Annotated in this window: 18 protein-coding genes and 7 pseudogenes; 10 read left to right on the top strand and 15 right to left on the bottom strand. The window is 39.0% G+C overall.

Annotation, left to right across the window (positions count from 1 at the left end; translation table 11 throughout):
* Nucleotides 1-30: 30 nt before the first annotated feature.
* From PN838_RS26195 to PN838_RS07555, 6 genes and pseudogenes are all read left to right on the top strand, one after another.
* Nucleotides 31-537 carry a molybdopterin-dependent oxidoreductase gene (locus PN838_RS26195; RefSeq protein WP_334313313.1) on the top strand — a complete coding sequence of 169 codons (507 nt, stop codon included), beginning with the start codon at nucleotides 31-33 and terminating at the stop codon, nucleotides 535-537.
* A gap of 47 nt (nucleotides 538-584) precedes the next feature.
* Nucleotides 585-1,679 carry a molybdopterin oxidoreductase family protein gene (locus tag PN838_RS26190; protein ID WP_334313312.1) on the top strand — a complete coding sequence of 365 codons (1,095 nt, stop codon included), beginning with the start codon at nucleotides 585-587 and terminating at the stop codon, nucleotides 1,677-1,679.
* A pseudogene (locus tag PN838_RS26185) lies at nucleotides 1,664-1,717 on the top strand (hypothetical protein); the annotation flags it as partial. The gene PN838_RS26190 and the pseudogene PN838_RS26185, both read left to right, overlap by 16 nt.
* 3 nt (nucleotides 1,718-1,720) lie before the next feature.
* Nucleotides 1,721-1,846: a (2Fe-2S)-binding protein gene (locus tag PN838_RS26180; RefSeq protein ID WP_334313311.1), complete on the top strand. Its 126-nt coding sequence runs from the start codon at nucleotides 1,721-1,723 to the stop codon at nucleotides 1,844-1,846.
* Between the two features lie 11 nt (nucleotides 1,847-1,857).
* A complete protein-coding gene (cobA, locus tag PN838_RS07560) occupies nucleotides 1,858-2,748 on the top strand; it encodes a uroporphyrinogen-III C-methyltransferase (protein WP_272180231.1) in 891 nt (296 codons plus the stop codon).
* Between the two features lie 5 nt (nucleotides 2,749-2,753).
* On the top strand, nucleotides 2,754-3,737 hold the full coding sequence (locus PN838_RS07555) for a glycosyl transferase family protein (RefSeq protein WP_272180230.1): 984 nt from the start codon (nucleotides 2,754-2,756) through the stop codon (nucleotides 3,735-3,737).
* A gap of 963 nt (nucleotides 3,738-4,700) precedes the next feature.
* On the opposite strand, the gene PN838_RS07550 is transcribed toward PN838_RS07555, so the two are convergent.
* From PN838_RS07550 to PN838_RS07500, 11 genes and pseudogenes are all read right to left on the bottom strand, one after another.
* A complete protein-coding gene (locus PN838_RS07550) occupies nucleotides 4,701-5,861 on the bottom strand; it encodes an alginate export family protein (RefSeq protein WP_272180229.1) in 1,161 nt (386 codons plus the stop codon).
* Nucleotides 5,862-5,955: 94 nt separating this feature from the next.
* Nucleotides 5,956-6,774: pseudogene (locus PN838_RS07545) on the bottom strand (ABC transporter ATP-binding protein).
* A 22-nt stretch (nucleotides 6,775-6,796) separates the two neighbouring features.
* Nucleotides 6,797-7,733 (bottom strand): annotated as a pseudogene (locus PN838_RS07540) (ABC transporter permease).
* 129 nt (nucleotides 7,734-7,862) lie between these two features.
* A pseudogene (locus PN838_RS07535) lies at nucleotides 7,863-9,181 on the bottom strand (CmpA/NrtA family ABC transporter substrate-binding protein).
* A 1,101-nt stretch (nucleotides 9,182-10,282) separates the two neighbouring features.
* On the bottom strand, nucleotides 10,283-10,600 hold the full coding sequence (locus tag PN838_RS07530) for a helix-turn-helix domain-containing protein (protein WP_272180228.1): 318 nt from the start codon (nucleotides 10,598-10,600) through the stop codon (nucleotides 10,283-10,285).
* A complete protein-coding gene (locus PN838_RS07525) occupies nucleotides 10,597-10,815 on the bottom strand; it encodes a helix-turn-helix domain-containing protein (protein WP_272180227.1) in 219 nt (72 codons plus the stop codon). Before PN838_RS07525 ends, PN838_RS07530 begins: the two co-directional genes overlap by 4 nt.
* A gap of 133 nt (nucleotides 10,816-10,948) precedes the next feature.
* Entirely contained in the window at nucleotides 10,949-11,215 is a 267-nt protein-coding gene (locus PN838_RS07520) for a hypothetical protein (protein ID WP_272180226.1), read from the bottom strand.
* A gap of 445 nt (nucleotides 11,216-11,660) precedes the next feature.
* Nucleotides 11,661-11,990: a nitrite reductase small subunit NirD gene (nirD, locus tag PN838_RS07515; RefSeq protein WP_215963780.1), complete on the bottom strand. Its 330-nt coding sequence runs from the start codon at nucleotides 11,988-11,990 to the stop codon at nucleotides 11,661-11,663.
* A gap of 11 nt (nucleotides 11,991-12,001) precedes the next feature.
* A pseudogene (gene nirB / locus PN838_RS07510) lies at nucleotides 12,002-14,558 on the bottom strand (nitrite reductase large subunit NirB).
* Nucleotides 14,559-15,590: 1,032 nt separating this feature from the next.
* Nucleotides 15,591-15,944: an Hpt domain-containing protein gene (locus PN838_RS07505; RefSeq protein ID WP_272180225.1), complete on the bottom strand. Its 354-nt coding sequence runs from the start codon at nucleotides 15,942-15,944 to the stop codon at nucleotides 15,591-15,593.
* 102 nt (nucleotides 15,945-16,046) lie between these two features.
* Nucleotides 16,047-17,228, bottom strand: coding sequence for a flagellar assembly protein T N-terminal domain-containing protein (locus PN838_RS07500; protein WP_272180224.1), 1,182 nt, complete (start codon nucleotides 17,226-17,228; stop codon nucleotides 16,047-16,049).
* 251 nt (nucleotides 17,229-17,479) lie between these two features.
* Between PN838_RS07500 and PN838_RS07495 the strand changes: the two genes are divergently transcribed.
* Nucleotides 17,480-17,941 carry an LPP20 family lipoprotein gene (locus PN838_RS07495; protein ID WP_272180223.1) on the top strand — a complete coding sequence of 154 codons (462 nt, stop codon included), beginning with the start codon at nucleotides 17,480-17,482 and terminating at the stop codon, nucleotides 17,939-17,941.
* A gap of 39 nt (nucleotides 17,942-17,980) precedes the next feature.
* Here the strand turns inward: PN838_RS07495 and PN838_RS27865 are convergent, their stop codons facing one another.
* Both PN838_RS27865 and PN838_RS07490 read right to left on the bottom strand, forming a co-directional pair.
* A complete protein-coding gene (locus PN838_RS27865; protein ID WP_441295801.1) occupies nucleotides 17,981-18,070 on the bottom strand; it encodes a succinylglutamate desuccinylase/aspartoacylase domain-containing protein in 90 nt (29 codons plus the stop codon).
* A 104-nt stretch (nucleotides 18,071-18,174) separates the two neighbouring features.
* Nucleotides 18,175-18,873 (bottom strand): annotated as a pseudogene (locus PN838_RS07490) (aspartoacylase); the annotation flags it as partial.
* Nucleotides 18,874-19,489: 616 nt separating this feature from the next.
* Between PN838_RS07490 and PN838_RS07485 the strand changes: the two are divergent.
* The 3 genes and pseudogenes from PN838_RS07485 to PN838_RS07475 all read left to right on the top strand — a co-directional run bounded on the left by PN838_RS07485 (nucleotide 19,490) and on the right by PN838_RS07475 (nucleotide 25,058).
* Complete coding sequence (locus tag PN838_RS07485) at nucleotides 19,490-20,443, top strand: transposase (protein ID WP_272180221.1); 954 nt, start codon at nucleotides 19,490-19,492, stop codon at nucleotides 20,441-20,443.
* A 317-nt stretch (nucleotides 20,444-20,760) separates the two neighbouring features.
* Nucleotides 20,761-23,869: pseudogene (locus PN838_RS27100) on the top strand (efflux RND transporter permease subunit).
* A gap of 115 nt (nucleotides 23,870-23,984) precedes the next feature.
* Entirely contained in the window at nucleotides 23,985-25,058 is a 1,074-nt protein-coding gene (locus PN838_RS07475; RefSeq protein ID WP_272180220.1) for an efflux RND transporter periplasmic adaptor subunit, read from the top strand.
* 312 nt (nucleotides 25,059-25,370) lie between these two features.
* Here the strand turns inward: PN838_RS07475 and PN838_RS07470 are convergent, their stop codons facing one another.
* Both PN838_RS07470 and PN838_RS07465 read right to left on the bottom strand, forming a co-directional pair.
* Entirely contained in the window at nucleotides 25,371-26,186 is an 816-nt protein-coding gene (locus tag PN838_RS07470) for a hypothetical protein (protein ID WP_272180219.1), read from the bottom strand.
* A gap of 5 nt (nucleotides 26,187-26,191) precedes the next feature.
* Nucleotides 26,192-26,386, bottom strand: a complete 195-nt coding sequence (locus tag PN838_RS07465; protein WP_272180218.1) for a hypothetical protein — start codon at nucleotides 26,384-26,386, stop codon at nucleotides 26,192-26,194.
* Nucleotides 26,387-26,407: the final 21 nt, after the last annotated feature.

The following is a 26,407-nucleotide window of genomic DNA, read 5'->3' as shown; positions in this document are numbered from 1 at the left end:
TCACAAGGTGTTAATCAATCAAGCCAAGGGGTGGATAAATGTAATGCCATTATTAATTGTCATTTGGCGACTGGTAAGTTGGGACATTTGGGCTCCGGTCCATTTTCAATTACTGGACAACCTAATGCAATGGGCGGCAGAGAAGTTGGTGGATTAGCAAATATGTTAGCCGCTCATATGAATATCGAAGATGAAAGTCATCGTGATTTAGTACAAAGTTATTGGGACTCACCTACTATATGTAACGAATATGGCCCTAAAGCGGTGGAAATGTTTGATAAAATGGCTAAAGGTGAAATTAAAGCCGTCTGGATTATGGCCACCAATCCCATGGTGAGTCTGCCAAATCGAAACGAAATTGAAACTGCACTTAAAACCTGCGAATTAGTCGTTGTATCTGATTGCATGGCAGATACAGATACTATGGAATTTGCAGATGTTAAATTACCAGCGACAACGTGGGGCGAGAAAGATGGTACTGTCACTAATTCAGAACGACGTATTTCACGTCAACGAGGCATTTTAGCAGCCCCATAGGTGAAACTCGTCACGATTGGCAGATCATTTCAGATATTGCGGTAAAAATGGGTTTTGAAGACGCATTTACTTATCAACACCCAGCTGAAATATTTGTCGAACATGCAGGCTTATCTGGCTACAAAAATGGGTCTGAAAGTTACGCTGTCCGCGACTTTGATATTTCCGGATTAGCGTCTTTAAGTGAAGCTGAGTATGACGCATTACAGCCCGTTCAATGGCCAGTTAACACAAGATATCCAAATGGTTGTCAGCATATATTTGCCGACAATACATTTTATACACCAAGTGGCAAAGCCAATTTTGTCGCTGTTGAAGCCAAATTGCCACAACAAAAAGCGAGTGCGTTATACCCCTATGGCGTGAATTCAGGAAGAGTTCGAGACCATTGGCATACGATGACACGTACAGGGAAATCAGCTTCTTTGGCTAAACACACAAAAGAGCCATTTATCGCAATGCACAGCACAGACTTAACAAAGGAAGGTTTAACCGACGGCAACTTAGTGAAGGTGACGAGCGAGTTTGGTGAGGTTTTAGTGCCAGTGAAAGTTGATGATGGCCTCAAAGTCGGGCAACTCTTTACGCCAATTCATTGGAATAAGCTGAGTGCGCCAACTGCAAATATCGCCAAACTATACGGTTCGTTTGTAGATCCGATCTCAGGGCAACCTGAAAGTAAGTTCACCGTAGCGAATATTGAAAAAGCACCGGTGGGTCAATTCATGCAATTGTTTTGTTTGGAAGAGATGCTCATTGAGTCTGATTATTGGGCAAAAAACACCATTCAGTCTGGCTTTGAATATGCCTGCGCGACAGCTAATAAAATAGAAGGCCCAATGTTCTGGAGTCGAGATTTAACGGCTATTGAAGGCAATTGGAGTTATTTTGAAAATAGCCAAAGCGGTATTGCAACTGCTTTATGTATTAAAGATAACCGTTTGGTTTTTGTTGGGTTTTTCGCGCAATACAAAACGGAAATAAACAGCGACTGGGTTGATAGTCTTTTTCAACAAGAAGAAGTGTCAGCTGAACAAATAAATCGAGTGCTACGTGCAGTGCCTGTAGCGCTGATTTTATCAACGGCAAAACGATATGTAGCTGTTATAAAGTCGGCGAAAATCAAATTGTCGACGCGATAGTAAGTGAAGGTGATAACTCAGTTGAAAAATTAGGCGAACGTTTGAAGTGCGGCACCAATTGCGGTTCATGTAAAAGTGAACTCAAAACCCTGATCAAACAACATGGACAGCCACAATTAACTCAGAGTCGATTTGAATCTGAAGCCATTCCTGTATTAGAGATATAAACGGAGTATTTATGACAACAACTAAACTATTTAACTTACCTTTTATGCTTCGTTTACTTAATTTTCCATTTAATAGAATGAATGCTGGAAAATGGACAACAAAACAGAAAGCGGCACACAACTCTGCTCGTAAGCCTATTGGCGACGTATATTTAGTTGGCTCAGGTCCAGGTGATGCGGAATTATTGACTCTTAAAGCATACCGCTTAATTCAAGAAACCGATGTTGTTTTATATGATTGGTTGGTTAGTCCCGAAATTGTCAATATGATCCCAAAACATGTGGAACGCGTTTTTGTTGGTAAAAAATGTGGCCGCCACAGTATGACGCAGCAGGAAATATGTGAACGTATGTCTGAATTTGCCCTACAAGGCAAAAATGTCGTGCGACTCAAAGGCGGCGACCCGTCCATATTTGGTCGAGCGGCCGAAGAAGTTGAGCATCTGCAAAAGCTAAATATCGACTTTGCTATTGTTCCAGGTATTACAGCTGCGTCAGGATGTGGTGCATGGTCTGGCATACCTTTAACGCATCGCGAATGCGCCCATTCGGTACGATTTATTACCGCGCATTTTAAAAGTGAAGATATAGAATCTGATTGGCAGAATTACGCTGACTCAAGCGATACACTCGTCTTCTATATGGGGTTAAACAAGGTTGAGCACATCGCACAGCAACTTATTTCACACGGTAAGTCGAGCGAAACGCCAATGGCCATTATCGACCAAGGGACAACGTCTGAACATAAAACCTACGTTTCTGATCTAAAAAGTATCGGTAATGTATTAAATTCTGAAAATATTGTCGGTCCTGCTTTAATTGTCGTGGGTGACGCGATAAATTATAGGGCTAACGTCAATGTCGATTTGCTAACGCAGTCGAAACAACAACAAGTAGCTTAAATTTAGTGAACGAATTTAGTCAGTACATAAAAATTATTGGTCGAGGCAAACGCGCAGGACGTTACTTGTCTGTTGATGAGTCATATCAAGCATTCAAACTATTTCTAGCGAACGAGATAGAGCCAGAACAAGCTGGTGCGTTTTTAATGTTGTTGCGGGTGCGGGAAGAATCAGCCGAAGAGTTAGCCGGATTTGTTAAAGCCTGTCGAGAGTATAACCTTGCGGGGTTAAACAATTTAGATGTCGACCTAGATTTAGGGTGTTACGCCGGCAAAAGACGCCATTTACCTTGGTTTTTATTGGCGGTAATGTGTTTGGCTCAAAATGGCAAACGTGTATTTCTGCATGGGACTAAAGAACCTGAGTCAAACAGGCTGTATTTGTCTGAAGTACTTGAAACTTTAGGCTTAGTTGTTGCAAAAGATCCCATACAAGCAAACAAAATGTTAGATGAAAATGGCTTTGCTTACATGGATTTGGATGTTGTAAATCCGGCATTAGATAGACTCATCCAAATGCGTAAGTTATTTAGCTTGCGATCGCCTGCCAATACATTGGCAAGGATCCTCAATCCTAGTCAAGGAAAAAGCAGTTATCATGGGGTTTTTCATCGCCACTTTGATGAGCGACACGCAAAGGTTGCGGAAATTCTAGGTGATAAACAAATGTCATGTATTCGAGGAGAGGGCGGTGAAGTTGAGGTAAACCCAGAGCGTCCTTTTGTACAATTTATGTTTGTTGATGGCGAACAAAAACAAGTTGAATACCCGGCGTACCTAGAGAATTGGCAAATTAAGCCAAAAGAGCTAAACCCAATTGAACTCAAACAAATGTGGCAGGGCAAACTCGATTCTGAATACGGTAAACAAGCCGTGTTAGGCACACTAACAAGTTATTTGGTTTTGATAGAGCAAGTCAGTGTTGAAGAAGCACATCTTAGGGCTAATCAACTGTGGGAGCGTCGCGATAAATCGCGGTTTTTTAGTTGAAACTCAAAAAAGACATATTAAGTTAAAAATCATTTGAAAAGTTATCCAAAAACAGAGCCTAGGCTCTGTTTTGTCGTTTTTGGACGGAAAAATCTTCCTAAGAACTAAGAACTAAGAACTAAGAACTAAGAACTAAGAACTAAGAACTAAGAACTAAGAACTAAGAACTAAGAACTAAGAACTAAGAACTTCTTTGGATTCAGTGGGTGTCCCTGTAACTTATCGGTTTATGTCTGAGTTATTTATCTGGCTCTGAGAAGTAAAGCTGGAGTGGGTGTCTGCGTTATTTTGTTTGGCTCTGAGAGGCAAAGCTAGAGTGGGTGTCTGCGTTATTTTGTTTGGCTATGAGAGGTAAAGCTGGAGTGGGTGTCTGCGTTATTTTGTTTGGCTCTGAGAAGTAAAACTGGAGTGGGTGTCCATGCAATTTATCGGTTTGCGTCTGAGTTATTTATCTGGCTATGAGAGGTAAAGCTGGAGTGGGTGTCTACGTTATTTTTTCGGTGGGTGTCTGCGCAATTTATCCATGTAACTTATCAGTGGGTGTCCATGCAACTTATCGGTTTGCGTCCGAGTTATTTATCTGGCTATGAGAGGTAAAGCTGGAGTGGGTGTCTACGTTATTTTTTCGGTGGGTGTCTGCGCAATTTATCTATGTAACTTATCAGTGGGTGTCCATGCAACTTATCGGTTTGTGTCTGAGTTATTTATCTGGCTATGAGAGGTAAAGCTGGTGTGGGTGTCTACGTTATTTTGTTTGGCTCTGAGAAGTAAAACTGGAGTGGGTGTCCAAGCAATTTTCCATGCAATATTCGGTGTTTTTACATAAATAAGAAGGAATGAGCGGGTAGGTTTGGCGAGAAGCGTAAAAAGAACCCCAAACATCAAAATGAATGGGGTTATTATGAACACCATAATCAAAGTGGAAGTGAGTAGGAAACACCCTCACTTCCGGTAAAACTCGTTTTAGAATGTGTAGCCAGTCCAAACCCACAATTTACTTGTGTCAACTTTAATATCACCAGCAGAATAGCTGGCATACTTAATACCTATTGGGAATTTATTGGCAATTTTTGTCGTATAAATGGCATTAATTTCAGAACCAAGGTCGTCAATAGAATCACTTGCTTCTGCTGCTGAATATGAATGTAAAGTAATTGCCCACTTACCCGAGGAGGCACTTCCAGAAACAGTTGCATATATATCGTTTAAGCCAACTGAAGGAGTGCCTAGAAATTGATCCGACCAACCGTTAAATTTGTGAAGGGTTGCAAGTGGCGTCGAAAATCCCATATTGCCGTCATCAGAACCCAATGATTCAAAACCAGCTTTTACATTAACCGAACCTAATTTGGTGCCGCCTTCAATTAACATATATGTCGTGTCGTATTCTAATTCACCAGCTTCCGCAGTTTGGGTAGCCAACTCTACGGTATAAGACACTTCTGAAGCTTTTCCTTCGAATCGAGCACCAAATGTATTCAGCGCATTGTTCGTATCATTATCTACCTCTAATAAATACCCATATCCAGTTAATTGTCCAAACTCTGTTTTATAACTCGCGTTAAGCAAATGATCGCTAGAATCTAAGTCTTTTTCTTCTGCGAAAATACGGTTACGTTTACTGATATAAGCGTAGGACAGTTTTAGTTTTTCAGAGGCATTAAACGAGGCTGAAACTGCGTCGAATGTCTGTTTATCTTGTCTCCAACCAACATGGCCAACAAAACGGTGGCTATCCATTGTAATAACTTGACGGCCAAGTTTTATGTCCAATTTATCTGTTTTGAAACCAATAAATGCTTGATCTATTTCAGTTGTTTCTGGGTCGGCAACAACTGAAAATTCGCCACCATTTCCGTTTGTATCATTATAATCATCCAATAACGCAAATGAATTTTCTAACTCTACAAATCCGTAAAATCCTTGTTTACTGATAGTTTTAAAGTTTGCTTTAGTACGAAGCGTTAAAGCCGATGCATCTTCAAGTGTATTGTCTTGACTAACACCTTCATAACGTAGTCTAAAATCGACAGATGCTGTGCCTAAATCCGTTTCAATTGCGGCAGTTGCAGTACCAGTACTAACCGCCGCAATAACAGATATTGCTATTATCTTTTTGTTCATTTGTTTTCCCTAAAATTATCAAAGTGTTATATATTTTAATTTTTATTTTTTAGAAACTAAGCTGTAGCTGATTTAGTCGACTGCTCAATTTTGGCTATTTTTTTGTGTCACGTTTTGTTGAAATAGTTTCAACTTTGCGTTGTTTCTCGTATAGAAACGTTAAAACTTCTGAGCGGTATTCGTTATATTTGGGGTCTTTAGCAAGTGCTAAACGGTCTCGTGGGCGTTCAAGGTCAATATTAAGTATTTCGCCAATAGTTGCAGCAGGGCCGTTTGTCATCATCACTATGCGATCTGAAAGTAAAACTGCTTCATCAACATCGTGTGTGATCATGATGACGGTGTTGTTGAGCTCATCCTGTATTTCCATCAAAGAGTCTTGCATATGAGCGCGGGTTAAGGCGTCTAGTGCACCAAATGGTTCATCCATTAATAAAACTTCTGGTTGCATTGATAAGGCTCGAGCAATACCTATCCGCTGTTTCATTCCTCCTGAAATTTCATCGGGACGTTTATGCATTGCGTGTTCCATGTGAACTAATCGAAGGTTATGCTCAATCCAGTCTTTTTCTCTGCCGCTGATTTACTTTTTGCAAAGACTTGGTCCACAGCTAATCTCGACATTTTGATAAGCAGTAAGCCAAGGCAACAACGAATGGTTTTGAAATACAACAGCCCGTTCTGGGCTAGGTTCACTGACTTCTCGACCATTCAATATAACGCCACCAGATGTAGCTTGATATAAACCAGCAACAACATTTAGAACCGTAGACTTACCGCATCCAGAGTGACCAATAAGGGAAATAAACTCACCTTTTTTGATCTTTAAATCTACGTCTTTAAGAGCAGTGAAGTCGCCTTTTGGTGTTGGAAAAACCATGTCGATTTTACTTATATCTAACAATGTACTCATAATATTTTCTCCAAATTATGTTCTAACGAACTTCGCTTGTTTTATCCCAAGACAACATGCGTTGTAGCTGCATCATTGTGCGGTCGAGCATAAATCCGATAAGTCCAATGACTATAACCGCAGTCATAATTCGACTCAGTGAATCAGAACTGCCGTTTTGAAATTCGTCCCAAACAAACTTTCCTAAACCAGGGTTCTGAGCCAGCATTTCCGCTGCAATTAATACCATCCAAGCGATGCCTAGCGACATGCGCATGCCGGTAAAGATGGCGGGAATTGATGCTGGAATTACGATTTTCTGAATATGTTTTAACGCAGGCAGTCTTAGAACTCGGCTGACATTTATCCAGTCACTATCTAAAGATGCAACGCCAACGGACGTATTTATGACCATCGGCCAAATACAGCAAAGGGTTACGGTGATCATCGAGACTAAAAAGGATTTAGCAACCATAGGATCTGGGGAAACATAAAGTGCGCTAACCACCATAGTTACCAGGGGTAACCAAGCTAATGGGGATACCGGCTTAAAGATTTGGATCACGGGGTTTATTGCCGTATTGAGAGATTTACTTAAACCAATGGCTATACCAAGTGGTATGGCAATGATTGCTGCCAAAACAAAGCCACTTAACACTGTGATTAGACTGGTTCCAATTTGATCAACAAAAGTTTCTTTACCAGTAAAGGCTCGTGTTTTTGGATTATAAGTTGGGTCTTTCGCTATTCGTGCAGCATTTCTTTTATCTTGACGTTCATAAAATGCGATTTCTTTTTTCTTGATTCATTGTGTTCGTTATAGAGATTTACTATTTGTTCACTTACTGCAACCGGGCTAGAAACTTACCTAACGAAGTATTAATGTTGTTCGCCGCTGCTGACCAAATTAGCAAAAATACCAAAATTCCAACGATAGGTAGTGTGACGGCATGTAGAAAGTGGACCAAGTATGCGGGCATTTGTGCTTTGATCACTGTTTCGTTTTTCTTTGTTATAAATTGGCTAATTAAACTGGACATAGCGGTCTCATTTTTATTAATAGTATTAAAATTTTAGTTAGGCAGCGTTGGGAGCCGCTGCCTAATAGGCTAAATTTTATCGTTTGCTTTTAAACCAATAGCGAACTTAGTTAAGTAGTCATTTGGTTGTTTACCGTTATAAACAATGCCATCGATAAAGTGCGTTTGAGGGTCTCTAAATCCATCTTCACCTTTTAAAGATTCAAACTCTTTGGCGTCAACCAACTTTTCTTCAATTAGGGAATTAACGGCTTTCATATATATGTCTGGGCGGTAAACTTTTTTCGCCACATCGAAATACCAGCTATCAGGTTTTGTATCGCTAATTTGACCCCAGCGACGCATTTGAGTTAAATACCAAATCGCATCTGAGAAATACGGATAGGTAGCGTTATAGCGGAAGAAAACATTGAAGTCGGGAACCGCACGCTTGTCTCCTTTTTCATATTCAAACGTTCCTGTCATGCTATTTGCGATTACGTCGTAGTCAGCACCAACATAGTTGGATTGAGAGAGAATTTTGACCGCTGCAGGTCGGTTTGAATTATTGTTTTCATCTAGCCACATAGCAGCTCGAATTAGTGCACGAGTTAGTCTTATCGTGGTATTTGGATATTTTTCTGAGAACTGTTTTGTAATACCAAATACCTTCTCAGGATTATCTTTCCAAATCTCATAATCTGTTACGACAGGTACACCAATGCCTTTAAATACAGCTTGTTGATTCCAAGGTTCACCAACACAGTAACCATAGATCGTGCCTGCTTCTAACGTCGCTGGCATTTGAGGCGGTGGAGTTACTGATAGCAAGGCTTGTGCATCAATTTTTCCTGAAGTATCTCCTTTATGTGGGGCGTAATACCTGGATGTATACCGCCTGCTGCGAGCCAATAACGTAATTCATAGTTATGAGTAGAAACAGGGAAAACCATGCCCATATTGAAAGGTTTGCCTTCATCAGCATATTTCTCAATGACAGGTTTTAATGCATCTGCTTTTATCGGGTGGACAGGGCGACCATCGGCCATTTTGGGAATATTTGGCTTCATTTGTTCCCAAATTTCGTTTGAGACTGTAATGGCGTTACCATTTAGGTCCATCGAAAAAGGCGTGATAATTTCAGCTTTTGTTCCATATCCAATAGTTGCCGCAATTGGTTGACCAGCTAACATATGTGCGCCGTCTAATCGACCGTCGATTACACCATCTAGTAATACTTTCCAGTTTGCTTGGGCTTCAATAGTTACGTAAAGCCCTTCGTCTTCAAAATACCCGTTTTCATAGGCAACAGCGATTGGCGCCATGTCGGTTAGTTTGATGAAACCAAATTTAAGTTCTTCTTTTTCTGGATAGCCTAATTCTGCATTGGCAGAAAAGCTTAATGACATTGCGACTAAAGTTGCAGTGCCATAAACAGCCGTTATTATTTTTTTGATTTTAGTTGTCATTTTTTATCCCACAGTTGTTCTGGTTTTATTGGTCTTTCAGAGCGATTTGTTTAGTTATTGAGTTGTTTGAAAACTTTTTTAAAGGCAAAAAAACCACCGCACATTTAGATTCGTTAGATCTAAACGTAGCGGTGGCTGCTTTGCCTGTATTCACTTCCAGCACTGAAAGCGATTTATTTCTCTAAATATTGCATTATAAGTGCCAATTATTATTAATCCTTTTAATACAGCATGTTATCTTAATGCTTTAGTTGTTATCCCTATAGAAATAGACTGGGTTGCACAAATATGAATCATTAACGCACGGAAATAGTCATTCAAATCAATGCGTTAGTTAAATTAACTTAATGCGTGAATGATTGTGATGTATATTCTGAAGCGCGGTTTGACCACGTTACTGCGATGCGGTTTAGAGTTTTTAGAACTCTGAAGATAAAACAGCGGTGGGTGTGTACTTTCGTTATTTTATTCTGGGGGTGGAAGGTAAAATAGCGATGGGTGTCCGCGTTATTTCTGGAGGTGGCAGGTAAAATTACGGTGGGTGTCTACGTTATTTTTTCTGGAGGTGGCAGGTAAAATTACGGTGGGTGTCTTCGTTATTTTTTCTGGAGGTGGAAGGTAAAATAGCGGTGGGTGTCTACGTTATTTTTTCTGGAGTTGGCAGGAACAATTGCAGTGGGTGTCTACGTTATTTTGTTCTGGAGTTGGCAGGGAAAATAGCGGTGGGTGTCTGCGTTATTTTGTTCTGGAGTTGGCAGGGAAAATAGCGATGGGTGTCTACGTTATTTTATTCTGGAGTTGACAGGCACAATTGCAGTGGGTGTCTACGTTATTTTGTTCTGGAGTTGGCAAGTAAAATTACGGTGGGTGTCAGCGTTATTTTTTCTGAAGGTGGCAGGTAAAATTGCGGTGGGTGTCTACGTTATTTTATTCTGGAGGTGGCAGGCACAATTGCAGTGGGTGTCTGCTTTATTTTTTCTGTGGGTGTCTGCGTTATATCGAATAAGCTTATCGAGGATCTGGCCCAGTTTATTATCTAGATTAACCCTCAATAATATTTGCATTTATACTTTGTTGAAAACGTTCTCTGTATTCCCTTGGTGTTAATTCAACTAATTCCACAAAAAGTTTTCTAAAAGAACTAACATCTTCATATCCGACTTTTAAAACGATTTGTTCCAATGATAATCCACTGCATTCCAATAAACGTTTTGCACTCTCGACTCTAATTTTTTGTAAATAATTCATAGGGGTATCATTTAGTACCTTTTTGAATCGTCTTATTAGAGTTCGCTTCGTTGTGGCAAATTTGTCTGCAAGTAAATCAAGGCTAATTGGTTGAGAAAGGTTTTGGATCATCCATTGTTGGATTTTTTGATTAGATCATCATGATGACGCTCAGGTAAATCTAGCAACATAAACGGGCGCTGTGAACAACGGTTTGGGTCAATTAACATAAGACGAGATATTTGATCAGCAAGTTGACCATCAAATAACTCCTCCACTAGCTTTAAACACAAACTTAAATAAGATGTTGTTGCCCCAGCAGTAAAAATTGCTTTATCTCTAACCACTAATTCATCTAACTGGAGAGTAACTTGTGGATATTTTTGAGTAAATATTTTGACTAGCCACCAAACTGTCGTTGCCTTTTTCCATTGAGTAAGCCAAATTCAGCTGCAATAAAGGTGGAACTGCAAAACGTTGCTATTGGAACTGCATTTTTTCACACTTTAGAATATCTTGTTTTAGTGGGAAAATTTTTGTTAAGTATTTAGTAAGTGTTTTATCGTCATAAGAAACACCGCCAACAATAACAGCTGCTGAAGGTAGAGCGACATTTTTTAGCGAAGTGGCGTTAATGACTATTCCGCCATCACAAGTAATATTATTTCCATTTGGTGATATTACGTTGACCGTAAATAGATCGGTATCTTGATTGTTTGTGACTTGCCAAAATCGATTGCAGATCATAAAAAATCAATGATGCCAGTTAGTTGAGAAGCCATCGCGCCATCTGCCGCAAATAATACAATATTTTTCACAATATCCTCCGCCTAATTTAACAATAATTGGATTGTCACTATTAGCCTGTTTTAAGTCAATAATGACACTTAATCTGCGAAAGTCAAAAAGTTAAAGTGGGTAGACTGAAAATAAAGAGGGATTTGATATGAAAAAACAAGAATGATTAATGTACTGATTGGTGTAGCTGGATTATTTGCATCATTTTGGATTAACTTTTTTATTGAGCTTCCACTAATTGGGTATCTTGTTGTTGTTCCAATTATTTGTCTACCCAGTATCATTATTTTTTTACAAGGACTTTCAATGTGGTTTTATCAAGAAGAATGATGCATTTTTTCTATAAAAAAGGCCAACGTCGCGTTGGCCTTATGCTTTCGTTAGATGTTATCGTTTAAACACGGAGTTGAACTTGTCCATCGTGACTGCGAACTTGGTAGGTTTTTAGTTCTAATTCTTCTTCTATACATCGACCTGTCATTAGACAATATTGTTGCTTATACAAAGGTGATGCAATTACAATTTTACCTTCAATATCACCAACAATTCCTCTAGACAAAACATTAGCCTTGCCAATTGGGTCGTAATTTTGAATTGCAAAAAGATCGTCGTATTTACCGACTTTAAAAATTGCTATTTGTTCACCATTATGGAGTGCACACACACCAGTGTTTTTGTTTATGTCTGAGACATTGCAAATTGTTTCCCAAATTACTTCCGTCATTATTGTGTTCCTTATTCTACTTCTAACGCTGAAATTTCATTGCCTTTTGCTTTAGCAATTCGTTCAGGAGAGGCGATGCGAGCCTTATTTTGACCACGGTCAGCTTCATAAACTAAACGGTCATCGGTCGCTTCAGAGTTAATAAAATGAGCAAATCGTTTTAGACGTTCGGGGTTGTTGAGTGTTTTCTTCCACTCACATTCGTAGGTGTCGACAATACGCTCCATGCTTGCTTCTAGATCAGCACAAATATTGAGTTTGTCGTCTACGACTACTGATTTCAGATACGCTAAACCACCTTCCATATTATCCATCCAGACTGATGTACGTTGTAAGCGGTCAGCTGTCTGACAATAGAACATTAGAATTCGGTCAACATATTTTATTAGCGTTGCATCATCTAAATCGGATGCGAATAAATCGGCGTGTCTAGGTTTCATACCGCCGTTACCACATACATATAGGTTCCAACCTTTATCTGTTGCGATGATCCCAATGTCTTTGCTTTGCGCTTCAGCACATTCTCTCGTACAGCCTGAAACGCCCATTTTTAGTTTATGTGGAGAACGTAAACCCTTGTATCGCATTTCCAAGTTAACAGCCATGGAAACAGAATCCATCATACCGAAACGACACCAAGTACTTCCGACACAAGATTTAACAGTACGTAAAGATTTGCCATAGGCATGACCGGTTTCAAATCCGGCTTCAACCAATTCATCCCAAATTAATGGGAGTTCGTGTAGTTGTGCGCCAAAAAGTCAATTCTTTGTCCGCCGGTAATTTTAGTATAAAGGTCGTATTTAACGCCAATTTCACCTAACTTCATTAGGCCTTGTGGGGTAATTTCACCCGCTGCAATTCTTGGAACAACGGAATATGTGCCGTCTTTTTGCATGTTGGCTAAGAATATATCGTTGGTATCTTGTAATTGGATATTGTCATCGGAAAGGATATATTCATTCCAATGAGTCGCTAACATAGAGCCTACCGCAGGTTTACACGTCATACAGCCAGAGCCTGAACCTACTTCTTCAATTAGCTGGTCAAACGTTTTGATGCTTTTAGCACGAATAATGTCGAACAATTCTTGTCGAGAATATTCAAAATGTTCACAAAGGTTGTTATTAACCTCAACGCCCATTTTTTCAAGTTCGGCATTTAAAACCTTACCAACCATTGCTGTACAACCGCCACAACCAGTCCCCGCTTTAGTACAGCTTTTTAAGCTTGGTAAATCTGTTGCTCCTGCTTGTATTGCTTCAATTAAATCGCCTTTTGAAACGTCATGACATGAGCAAATTTGTGCGGAATCAGGTAGGGCATTAACGCCAAGTGCACTGCCTGCTTCACCATCAATGGCAGGTAATATGAAAACCTCGGGTGCTTCAGGGAGTTGCATTTTTTCCAGCATCATTGGCAACAACGTACCGTACGCCTCAGTGTCGCCAACTAAAACAGCCCCTAATAGTGTGGATTTATCGTTTGATACAATAAGGCGTTTATAAATGCCTTCAGCGTCGTTAATGTAAGTGTAAGTTTGAGCGCCTTCAGTTCGAGCATGCGCGTCACCAATACTGGCAACATCAACACCCATTAATTTTAATTTTGTACTCATATCAGCGCCGGTAAAAGTAACGTCTCCACCGGTTAAATGAGAAACAGCTGCTTTTGCCATTGTATAGTCAGACGCCACAAGACCAAAAATACGTCCGCTCCATAACGCACATTCGCCTATTGCGTAGATATCTTTGTTAGACGTTAAACATTGGTCGTTGATGACAATACCACCGCGTTCACCAACTTCAATGTCTGAACTTCGAGCAAGTTCATCCTGAGGACGAATACCAGCAGAGAAAACAATCATGTCGGTTTCAACATGAGTCCCATCAGCAAAGTTCATACGGTAGCGACTTGTTTCACCGGGAACGATTTCTTTTGTATTCTTTTCCGTGTGGACATGAACCCCCATAGCTTCAATTTTAGAACGAAGTAGAGTACCGCCACCTTCATCTAATTGAACTGCCATTAAGCGAGGCGCAAATTCAACAACATGAGATTCTAAGTTTAAGTTAACAAGTGCTTTAGCACATTCAAGACCCAATAGACCGCCACCAATAACGACAGCAGATTTACTCTGGCCAGCTGAAGCTGTAATTGCCTCTAAGTCTTCAATTGTTCGGTATACAAGACAGTGTTCGCCGTCGCCTCCAGGAATAGGGGGACAAACGGAAAAGAGCCGGTTGCTAGGATCAGTTTGTCATAAGACTCGCTGCGACCACTTTCAGTAACAACGGTTTTGGCTGCTTTATCGATACTGACAATTTTGTCTTTTATGATAAATTGAACGCCGTGTTCATCGTAATAATCTTCTGACGTTAACATCAAATCGTCTGCGGTTTTACCTTCAAAATATGAAGATAATTGCACACGGTCATAAGCTAAACGCGGTTCTTCTGAAAATGTTGTGATGTGGAAGTTTTTATAGTCTGGATGTTCGATGAGTGATTCAATGAATTTGTGACCCACCATACCATTGCCGACGACGATCAGTTTTTGCTGTCCCATAATGAAACCTTTATTAATTTTAGAATTTAGTAAAGCTAGACAGAGCGTTGTAATTTCGTCGTTGAAACTACCGGTCAGATTTGACCACCTTCATTGGTATCAGAATTTCTTCTGGCTTCTAGCGAAGCAGGCATGAGCCTTTATGTTTTGATGACTTGGGTACTGCAAGTAGAATACCAACACAAAATTAAGGGAAATTCATGGGCTTTTTGTTTGTAAGTTACTGTTTTGTATCGTCATTTGTTTTTGTGGGGATTTTGAATGTAAAATAAGCTTGTGCTTGCACGCACTGAGTTTGTGCAAATTTTGAATTTTTCTCACTATTACCATGCATACTGCCATCTCATGTTTGTTCGTGTATTTTGATTAAAAGGTATGGATCGGGTAATGGAACTTGCGTTGTTGACAGGTAAATAGTTAAGTTTACATGCCTAGCGAAGGGTGTTTATTAAATGTTAAATTGACATCCCATAACAAAGACACCCACCGATAATAAGCGATTGTGAAGCGAAACATAACAAAGACACCCACCGATAAACATAACAAAGACACCCACCGATAATAAGCGATTGTGAAGTTGGCCTTTTAACGTTGACACCCACTGATATCTTGCAATTTCAAACGGCAGACATCCAATAACAAAGATAATAACAAAGACACCCACCGATATTAAGTGATTGTGAAGTTGACCTTTTAACGTTGACACCCACTGATATTTTGCAATTTCAAACGGCAGACATCCAACGACATGGAAGTAATAACAAAGACCCCACCGATATTAAGTGATTGTGAAGTTGACCTTTTAACGTTGACACCCACTGATATTTTGCAACTTCAAACGGCAGACATCCAATTACAAAGACACCCACCGCAATTAAGTGATTAATATCCAATCTAAAACATATTTTGTTATTTGCTCAGGTGTGAAATTTTATAGGGAATTTATTTTGAACAAAAAAATTGAAGGGGCTGAAATTGCTCAGTTAAAGGGGAATGTATTTCTAGTCAGTCCCCTGAGAGTAACTAAACGTTTTACAAAGATTCGAGTGCTTCGTATGTGGTTGATAATATTTGTAAAAATTCGTTATGTAGATCTGAAATTGTTAATTCGTCTGAGTTTTTTCCTGCTGCTTCTAAAACCGACGATTCTTGCTGAATTTTCACAGCACCTACACTGGCAGAGGCTCCTTTTATAGAATGGCACGTTTTTCCATAACTTTCCCAGTCTGAAAGATCGAATTGTGCTTGAAGGTCAATTACATTTTGTTTCAATTGAGTCACGTACATTCCCACAATAGACAAATATAGCGACTCATCATCCATGCAATTTTTGATTCCCAGTCCAGTATCAAATCCATCAATTTGGGAAATACCATCTATAGCCATTAAACGCTCCAAACTCAATTTATCATCCTAACTCATTATAACCTTAATCGTAATTTCTGATAAAACAAACAATTTTAATGAAAAAGTAATTAATTTAAGCGTTTACCAGTCTGTATCCCAAGATTGCAATTCAATAATGTCGTTTATTTGTACATTACTCATAAAGTCGGTGTCTGTAGACTCAGCAATTGCTGAATTTTCGTATACTTTTACAATTCTTACTTTATAAGGGCTAATGACGATATTGGTTAATAGATTACCCAAATCATCTATCGTGTCAGAACGATAAGAGACTCGATATTCTTGACCTATAGCAACACCTTGACCTGCACCGATGTTGATCTGTATTTGCTCACCATCCTTGATTCCAGATATTTTGCTTTGCAGTTTTTGGCAATTTAAATTGCTATGGATATCATCTCTTATTTCAGTTAAGAGTCTTTTAATGGCGTGACCGTATTCTGAGTTCCAAAATTGAGTGCTACTAATGTTTACAGACATTTTATGATCGAATGTCCAGTCGGCAGCCGTATGGAATCTGTTTTGGTATAAAATTTCGTGCGTAAGTGCGTTAGCAATGATCAACTCCATCGTAAAGTATCGTTCAAACTGATCGTCTTCCCAAAAACTAAACGAATTGGTTTTATCGCCAAAGGAAATGTCACTAATGCGACCGAACATCACAAATTGTGCATTTGCGTTTTGTGCTACAGCATCGATTAGCTGATATCTCACCTTACCTTGCTGTTCAAATTCGGCATTTATATTTAGCTTTTTATCAAACCAAGCAATTGGGTAAATGGTATTCGCACCGGCTTGAAACATTTTCATTAGTTGCCTAGGAACTTCTTTTTCTAATCCATAAATTTCGCCAACTTTTGCATCTTGCCAGTGTTGAATTGGAAATTGCGTAATAGCGATTTTTTTGCCAAATTCTGATGCATAACATTCGCGGTCGGAAGGAAATATGTCGGCGCGAATAGTGACGCTTATAAATGAACCTCTTTGCCGTTCTTCTACAATTTCAACAGAATTGACAGCGCCGACAGAATTAATGCTAACTTGATCATCTATTAATAGGCCGTGAGACATTTTTTGAATACTTGAAACATTAGCGCCTGAAAATAACATAGCTTGCTTTAAAGCGTCTTGAACAGCTCGGTTTTTTGCGCTTCGTACGTCGCCATGGCGCACTTTTGCCTGTCCAGTGGCCTCATACCATTCAGCATGGGCAAAAAATGGTAGTGTAAACATCAGTAATACTAGACGAGTAAATAGCTTCATAAAAAGTACTAGGTTATTTCAAGTGACAAAAAAATGTCACTTAATCGATTTTATTCAATAGATGTCTGCGTTTAGGGTTTAAATTAGCAATAACTAGACCACTTGCTCAAAATAAATTGCCTTCACACTATAATGGCTACATTTTTGGCTTAAATATTGTATATGGTAAGGACACTAAATGAGAAGTTTAAGAAATTGAGAGCCATCAGTTTATATTGGAACTGCCTTTATATTTCAGTAGGAGTCGAATAATGAAGTTTATACGAGCAATGTTAATGAGTTTAACGGTGTGTTTTATTGCGTCCTGTTCGAGCTTTTTAGACAAACATGTTGTTTGGGAGTACGAAAAACCAGATCATTTTCCTGTTTTACGATCTATAGGCTACGCTCCGATAAGTGCTCAACCGGGTGATAATGAACAGATCAAAAACATTATGGCTATGAGAGCGTCAAAGCTTGATGCCTATCGTGAACTAGCAGAACAGGTATATGGTCATCAAGTTCAAGGGCAAACAAGTATGAAAAATTTAATATCGTCTGATGATAAAGCGCGTTCAAGAGTTGAAGGTGTTATTAGAGGTGCTAAAGTGATTAAAGCCTATGCAGTTGGCGATACTTATGCAACTGAATTAGAGTTAGATATGTCACTGGTTTATGACTTATATCGAATTGAAACCCGACCGCGAAAAATTAAGAAGGTCGAATATTATTAGAAAGCTTCAATAGCTATATTGAAGCTTTATCACTAAATTTTATGAATTTGTAATCTCTACTTTTTCACATAAACTCATCGCCAAATTATTGTCATAATAAGCAGCTTCGTTGATGAACGTCGGATACATCGATACGGATTCATCAAAATATTTGACGGAACCGTCAAATAAGACAAATAGGGATCTCCAGGCTTTAATTCCTTAAAATCCCCGCCCTCAACATGTTTATGTACCATTCCGATTCTTTCACCTTTTGAATTTAGCGGTAACTTAATACTTTTTAAATAGCGAAATGCTTCAATACTTGCCGGTAACGTTGGTAAGCTGTCATTATTATAATGCTCGACAAAATCTAAAATATGTTGAGTCATTCTGGCCATTTGGTCGTTAACTTCGTGTTTTAAAACGCCCTGTGGCACAGGACCTACCTCGACAATTACACCATAACGTCCAACAGTACATAACAAATGGTGTTCATCATTTTCTTTGTGATCTTCGTCGAGAAAAATAATAACTTCGGGCATAACACTTTTTAAATACAGCGACAAAAGATCGTAAAATCGACCTTTTTGCGGTACCAATAACGTTGGACCCATATTTGACGTTGTGTTGTGTAAATCAATGACTAAATCTGACTTTGGATCGCGTTTTGGTCCAATTTGTAAGTTTATCGCCTTAGCTCGGGATTGTTCATAATTTGTTAAACTAAAATCGGATAGTGATTCTGCTGAAAACTGCCTGTTTAAATCTGCGTCTTGGTATCGGCGGTTTGCTGAAATTGCATTGGTATTTGCCAGTAATAATTTAGTATCAAACGAGTTCCTCTCACAGTCCTTATTATTTAACCATTCGTTAACTAGATATACCCCAGCAAGTTCATTGCCGTGTGTGCCACCAACAATAGCAACTTTGCCTATTTTGTTATTTTCCATTTTTATACTTCTTCAAATCTATATGGGTTTAGATTACCAGTTTGAATAAAAGGATAACAATAAGAATTTGTATCTGTTTAGGCAGTTTAGGAATAGGTTAAATCATCAAGTTTATAAACTTACCCTTGGACCGATTTTATTGCTATTTTTCGACGACTTCACTCAAAACTTAGCAGATAAAACTTAGCAGATAAAACTTAGCAGACACCCACTCAAACAAAAACAAAACTTAGCAGGCACCCAACTAATGTTTCATTAGGTAACCAACTCCAAGGTAACGAAATCGAGTTGCAGTCTAATATTTTTTAAAAAACTGTACCTAGGTACAGGTGACACAGGTAAAAAACTTAGCAGACACCCAACTAATGTTTCATTAGGTAACCAACTCCAAGTTAACGAAATCGAGTTGCAGTCTAATATTTTTTAAAAAACTGTACCTAGGTACAGGTGACACAGGTAATAAAATGCATCATTCTGTTATCGCAGGAAGCAAATCGGTTAAATATTTACTTATTTAATTTTGCAGGAAGCAACAATAACAAGGCGAACAACTTTGTTACAGCAGGAAGCAATATGCTCAAGGATGAGCATCCACATCTAAACTGTAAGGAACTCAATGGCACTTGCTCGACATAAACAGGTTTCAATTATCGCTACTCCTTACTATCACTGTATTTCACGCTGTGTTCGACGAGCGTATTTATGTGGTGTCGATAAAACTACTGGGGTTAATTATGAGCATAGGCGTATTTGGGTTGAAAAACGGTTATTAGAACTTCCAAAAATATTTGCAATCGAAGTTTGTGCGTACGCAGTTATGCACAACCATACCCATAGCTTACTGCATGTTAAGACTGATCAGGCTGAAAGTTGGACTACACTGGAGGTATTATGGCGGTGGCATCAAATTTTCAAAGGAACTGTGTTGACCCGAAAATATGCAAAGGACGGAGCTCAAAGTTTAACGAAAACCGAGCAGGAAGCTGTAATAGCCACAGCAGAAGTTTACCGCGGGCGCCTATCCTGTATTAGTTGGTTTATGCGTGTGTTAAATGAGGGGATCGCGAGAAAAGCGAATAGAGAAGATAATTGCACAGGACGTTTTTGGGAAGGCAGGTTTAAATCTCAAGCGCTTTTAGATAATTCTGCTATTTTGGCTTGCATGGTTTATATAGATTTGAACCCTCTGCGCGCTGGTGTATGTAAAACGTTAGGTGATTCAAAATATACAAGTATTTTTCACAAACTGAATGCGGCATCGACCGGGAAAACTTTTAGTAAATTGAAAAAATTTAGTAAAAACGATAGCTCAGATTTTACTTTGGACACCATAGCTTATATAGATTTAGTGCAAAATACAGCTGATTGTTTTATTGATAAATTGAATGATAAAACAGCAAGAGCTATTCATGAAAATTCACTTTTAGGGCAATTGGGATTTGAAAATACTAAATGGTTGGAGCTGACAAATTCATTTGAAGAATTTTTCAGAGGCCCTGTTGGCTGTGAAAGTTCAATTACAAAATATGCAAAACTTCAAAACCATAAACGGAGACCTAATTTAACCTAAGGCAAAATACTTTATGAATGAACAAAAACCTCTAGACGCCCATCTTAATATAGCCTGAACGCTACGCCTGTTTTATTATCTACATCTACATCTACATCTACATCTACATCTGCTACTAAGAATATTATGAATTTGGTGTAAATCTTGAGCCAATATTCAGGGTATTTGTTACAAAATATTAATATTTTGTATATCAACGCGCATAAACACGCATTCAACTCAATACGGTGAATTGAAATTAATTCACTATTTAGTAATTCAAATTTTAAGATTAAGATTAAGATTAAGTAATTATTTAGTAACTTTTGTGGGCAAAGATGAATTTAACGCGGACTTCTCTATCTAATCCGGCCAGTGTAATGGTCATCATTGTTTTAATAATGCTTTTTGGTGCAATTACCATTTTCAAGCTTCCAATACAGTTGACACCCACCATAGAGCAACCACAAATATCTATTTTTGCAGGTTGGAGGCAAGCTGCACCTGAGGAAATAGAGTCCGTAATTATCGAGCCTATTGAAAATGCAGTAAAAACACACCTATGGAGCGTTGGAAGTTACGACTCAAATATCTAGAGGTGGGGGATCAATTAATTTAACATTTGAAGTTGGCGCTGATATGCAACAAGCATTGTTGGATGTATTGACTAGCCTGAATCAAGCCCCACCTCTGCCGATAGATGCTATGGAGCCTATAGTTGTTGCTGGCGGCGGTGGAAATGGAGCTGGCGGTGGAGGGCCGCGGCAGCGTCATTACTCGTTGTTCCGCAGTCAGGTGATGTAAGCCATGATATGGCGGAATATCAGAAAGTACTGGATGACATTGTAGAACCTAGGTTAACTCGAATACCAGGCGTATCTGCGGTAAATATGCAAAGTCAGCGGCCAAAAGAACTCCGAATTGAGTTTAATCCCCATAAACTTGCTTCGTATGGAATTCCAATCCAACAGGTGGCAAGTACTGTTTCTAGTGCCACTGACGTATCAGGCGGAGTGGCAAATGTAGGGCGCCGACAATTTACAGTTCGTTTCACTGGAAAATACTCTCCAGATAATCTGACCGATATGCGCATTGGATATAGTGATAATCGACCTATTTACCTGCGAGACGTTGCCACGGTTCGTGAAACCTATACAGATAGGCAGTCATTAACGTTACGTAATGGCAAACCAGCCTACTATATTACGATATCTCGTACTAATGAATCTAACACGGTCGCGGTTTTAGATGGAATAAACCAAGCAATTGATGAGCTTAATAATGGGGCTTTGGGGAAGGAGGGACTTAGTATAGAGCTAAGTTACGACGCTTCTGTTCACATTCGAAATGCATTGGACTTAGTCAAGAGCAATTTAGGTTTGGGTGTCTTGTTAGCTTTGGGCATCCTGTATTTGTTTTTTAGAGGGATAAAACCGACCTTGGTAATTGCTTCGACAATTCCTGTTTCATTGATGATGGCCTTTTTAGCATTGGGCGCATTTGATAGAACAATAAATGTAATATCACTAGCTGGTTTAGCGTTTTCAGTTGGTTTGGTTTTAGATGCAGCCATAATCGTTCAGGAAAATATTTCTAGGCTAAAGTCTGAAGGGCTTTCTAATAAAAAAGCCGTAATTCGTGGGGCGACACAGGTTTCTGGGGCGTTATTTGCGTCAACATCAACAAGTGTTGCAATCTTTTTACCGATACTATTTATGGCTGGAATAGAAGGGCAACTTTTTTCTGATTTGGCTCTCACGCTTTCAATCGCAGTTGTTGCATCACTAATTAGTGCTTTAACAATAATACCTATAGCTAATCAATATTTATTTTCCGGTTTTTCTGAAAAGGATAGGTTTGTTCTTTACTGGACGAAATTGGCTAATTTAATAGATAAATTAACTAATACAAAATTAAAACAAATAGGGTGGGTGTCTAGCATATTAGTAGGGTCTGTCGTTGTTGTTTTTTGTTATTGCCAAAAACCGACTTCATGCCTCGAGCACCTACAGATGGATTCTTTTATAGTCTAATTACCCCACCTATGGTGGCAATATTGAATTTATGGAAGAAGAGATTGCTAGTAGGGTCAAAAAAGATTAATGCCTTACTATTTAGGTGAAAAACAGCCAAGGATTAAGGATTTTAACTTTTATGTGTTTGGGGCAAATGCCGGTGGTTTTGTTTATTCAGATGACCCTACAAAAGTTGTTGAGTTGATGGATGTGGCAAGAAAAGAAATATTTGCAGATTTACCAGATACACAAGTATTTCTATTTAGAGGCTCAATGATCCAAGTTGCAAATGGTGGTAACGGAAGGATGATTAGCATTGACTTAACCGGTTCTGATTTGGAGCACTTATTTGATGTGGCTAAAACAGGGATTTCTTTGATTTCTGATACGATGCTCTGGTGCAACTGCTCAGCCATTTCCCGCGCTAGATATGTCAGAGCCAGAACTTCGGATTGAACCTAATGATCGCAGGATCACACAGGCAGGGTTGAGCAGACGAGATGTAGCGCAGGCGATTCAAGCATTTACAAGTGGGATGTTTGTTAATGAATACTTCAATGGTAACGAGAGGCTAAATGTTATTCTGAGATCAAACACGTGGTCCTCGCCGGAAGAGCTAGCTACTTTGCCTATCTTCACGCCTGACGCAGGTGTCCAAACAATAGGTGAATTAGCAACAATTACTCGAACCGTTGGTCCTTCTCAGTTAAGACGAATCAATGGGAAACGAACAGTTTCGATTCAAGTTACGCCACCAGAAGATATGTCCTTACAGGAAGCTCAAGTTATCTTGACTCATCAAGTTATCGAAAAACTTAGTAGCACATTGGAAGGAGACGCTAGTGTCATTCTGGGAGGGAATGCGCAAAAAATGAATTCTGCAATTCAAGACATGGCAATTAACTTTGCGTTGGCGTTGTTTATTTTGTTCTTGCTGATGACTGCTTTGTTTAAGTCTGCTGGGGATAGTTTGCTAGTGTTGCTAGTTATGCCGATGGCAATCGCTGGTGGCATTATTGCAATGGCAATATTAAATATTTTTACGGTTCAGTCATTGGATTTATTAACTATGGTTGGCTTTATTATTTTGCTAGGACTAGTGGTTAATAACGCCATTTTACTGGTTGATCAGACCCGAGTTGCAGAGAAGGAAGGGTTACCAATAAGAGATGCTGTTAAAAAGGCGGTGTTAATTCGCTCCAGGCCAGTCTATTTGAGCACGTTGACAAGCTTGTTCGGAATGTTACCACTTATGTTAATGCCTTGAGTAGGCTCTGAAATATATAGAGGATTAGCTACCGTTATTGTAGGTGGGATGGCTATTAGTGCAGCATTTACATTAATACTTATGCCAAGCTTATTGTTGCTTACGCCACGCGGAAGTCTGGTAGCGACAAAACAAGGCGGTGATATAGCGATTATTCAATCGTAAATGGTTAGTCTTGATGTTAATCCAGTCGTGTTTTCTGGAGCAATTTATAAAGCGAAATTGCATGCTAACCAAACCTTACAAACATATGACAAAAAATTGGGAAATAGGTAAGTTAATGAATAAGTTAAGTTTTTATAATGCCATGTTATTCATCGCCTTTATGGCCACTTCATTTACTTCAACGAGTGCATCTGTGCCAGTGAAAGTTGACCATATCCAGGAAAAAAGCTTTCAAGCAACCGTGGATGTTCACGGTACTATAGTAGGTAAACGCGATGTAACATTAACGTCTGGTATTTCTGGTAGATTAGAGTATGTCGCAGAACCTGGAATGTTATTGCATAAAGGCGATATAGTTGCGAAATTTGACTTGAAACCTTTAAAGTTAAGTCGTTCAGAGCAATTGTTGATTATTGATCGCGCACAGGTAAATGTTGATTTTCAAAAAATTGAACTGGCACGCTATCAATCATTGGCTAATACCGATGCCACAGCACAATATCAAATTGACCTAACTAAAAATAAACTCGATCTTGCAAAGTCTAATATTGATCTTGCTCGTAATAAATTAGAACAAATAGAAAACCAAATTGAACGTGCGACAATTTATGCACCGTTTACAGGCGTCGTCGGCATACGATTTGAAAAACCAGGTAGTGAAATAAACCGTGCAGATAAACTTGTTCACCTTTTAGATCTGACTAAGCAGGAAGTGAGATTATTTTTGCCAATAAAATACTTAAACCACGCCGCTATTGACCAAAACGTATTTTTGATTGGTGAAACTCTCGGAGCTAATAAAGCCACCACTGGTAAAGTAACATCGATTATTCCACAAACAGATACTCGCTCTCAAACATTTGAAATTAGAGCGTTGTTGCTTGGAGCAGATGCTGCTAAATGGGCTTCAGGAGAATTAGTTGATGTTAGAGTTGAATTCCAAGATTCAACTTTAGTGAAGTTGATAAATCGTGATGCACTCATTATTAGAAAAAACGGAATACATATTGTAAAAATTGATGAAAATAATAAAGCCGTTACTATTCCTGTCGATACGGGAAGTGGGCACGATGAATATATTGAAATTTACCCTAAACTTTCAGATCATGAACTAAACGAAGGCGACAAAATAGCAATTCGCGGCGCTGAGCGACTCACCGATGGGCAAGAGGTAGATGTTCAGCATTAATCCCTCCTGGTGGGTGTCTACGTTATAAACTGGCGCAGGAGCGTTTGAAGCTTAAAACAACGGTGGGTGTCTGCGTTATAATTTTTGAGGTTTAAAACAACGGTGGGTGTCTGCGTTATAATCTGGCGCAGGAGCGTTTGAAGCTTAAAACAACGGTGGGTGTCTACGTTATAATTTGGCGCAGGAGCGTGTGAAGCGTAAAACAACGGTGGGTGTCTGCGTTATAAAAAGCGCATTTATATTGGTAAATACGCTCTCTAGGTCATTATGAAGACAGTGTAGTGGACAAGGTAAACCCTATCATTAAGCCGTTTAAAAAGATTTTAATTGGCAATTTCTAACAGTAAACTTGTGTCCGTATTGCGCATTTTTATCAGGCGTACTGACTAAAATATCAAATTCGCCTATTGATAAAACGCGTTCTTTATCTGTTTTGATGCACTGTGAAAATTTAAATAGTTCGACATTGTGTACAAATATGGCGATGAGGTGATTAAAGGTGAAATCATAATCAAGCTCTTCGTCATCGTCGACCTCTTTATCTGTCTCATTTGTCGCTTTTCCATCTGTAATAACAGTAATATTATCTTCGACGAGTGTCGCCGCTAGGATTTCTTCCGCTATTTCCTGTTCCTTACTTTTGGATAAAACAGCCTCTGTACTGCTATCACCAGCAACATTATTGTCATCGGCTCTGTTATTATAAGGCGAACTTTTGCCGATATCTTTTACAGTTTGTTGCATGTTTGCGGAGTTAAATTCACCGCTGTAAAATTCAATGGCTGAAGTTAAAGTCGTAAGCATGGCTGGAATTAGAAATAATTTAAGTAAAGCTAATGACAAACTACTTTTTGGGGCCTTAGATTGAAACAACTTATCAAGCCTAATTATTTTGAGAAATATTCTTAATAAAATAAGTGATTGCAAAAAAATCACATAAAGGACCATAATCGTTGCACTTAGCGTCAACATCCATATTGGCGCCATAAGTAGGGTTGCAAATCCAATAGAATAAAACAACGGGGAAGGATCAATACCAATCACTTCATTCACTTTTTGTGCAGCAAATGCCACCGCAAAATTTGCAACGATTGCATAACTGATAATGATAATGAATCGGCCTAACAAATTGTTCAGACGGCAACAAATTTAGGCCATACCTCCATTGCTATACCGATAATTGCGATAAAGCCAATAGTTGAAAATGCAATGAGATCATCAGTTGCAAAAAACAAAAGTTGCAGGAGAAATGCAAATAGATAGATTTTTTGAGGTTGACTCAAATTGTCAAAAAACTTTGCTTTTAAGGAGTCGAATACTTCCATCATGTTTAAATTCCTAACTTTTTT

The organism is Psychrosphaera algicola (assembly GCF_028401425.1).
GTDB lineage: Bacteria > Pseudomonadota > Gammaproteobacteria > Enterobacterales > Alteromonadaceae > Psychrosphaera > Psychrosphaera algicola.
Note: the sequence above shows the minus strand (reverse complement) of the source record. Positions and strands in the feature narration are given on the sequence as shown.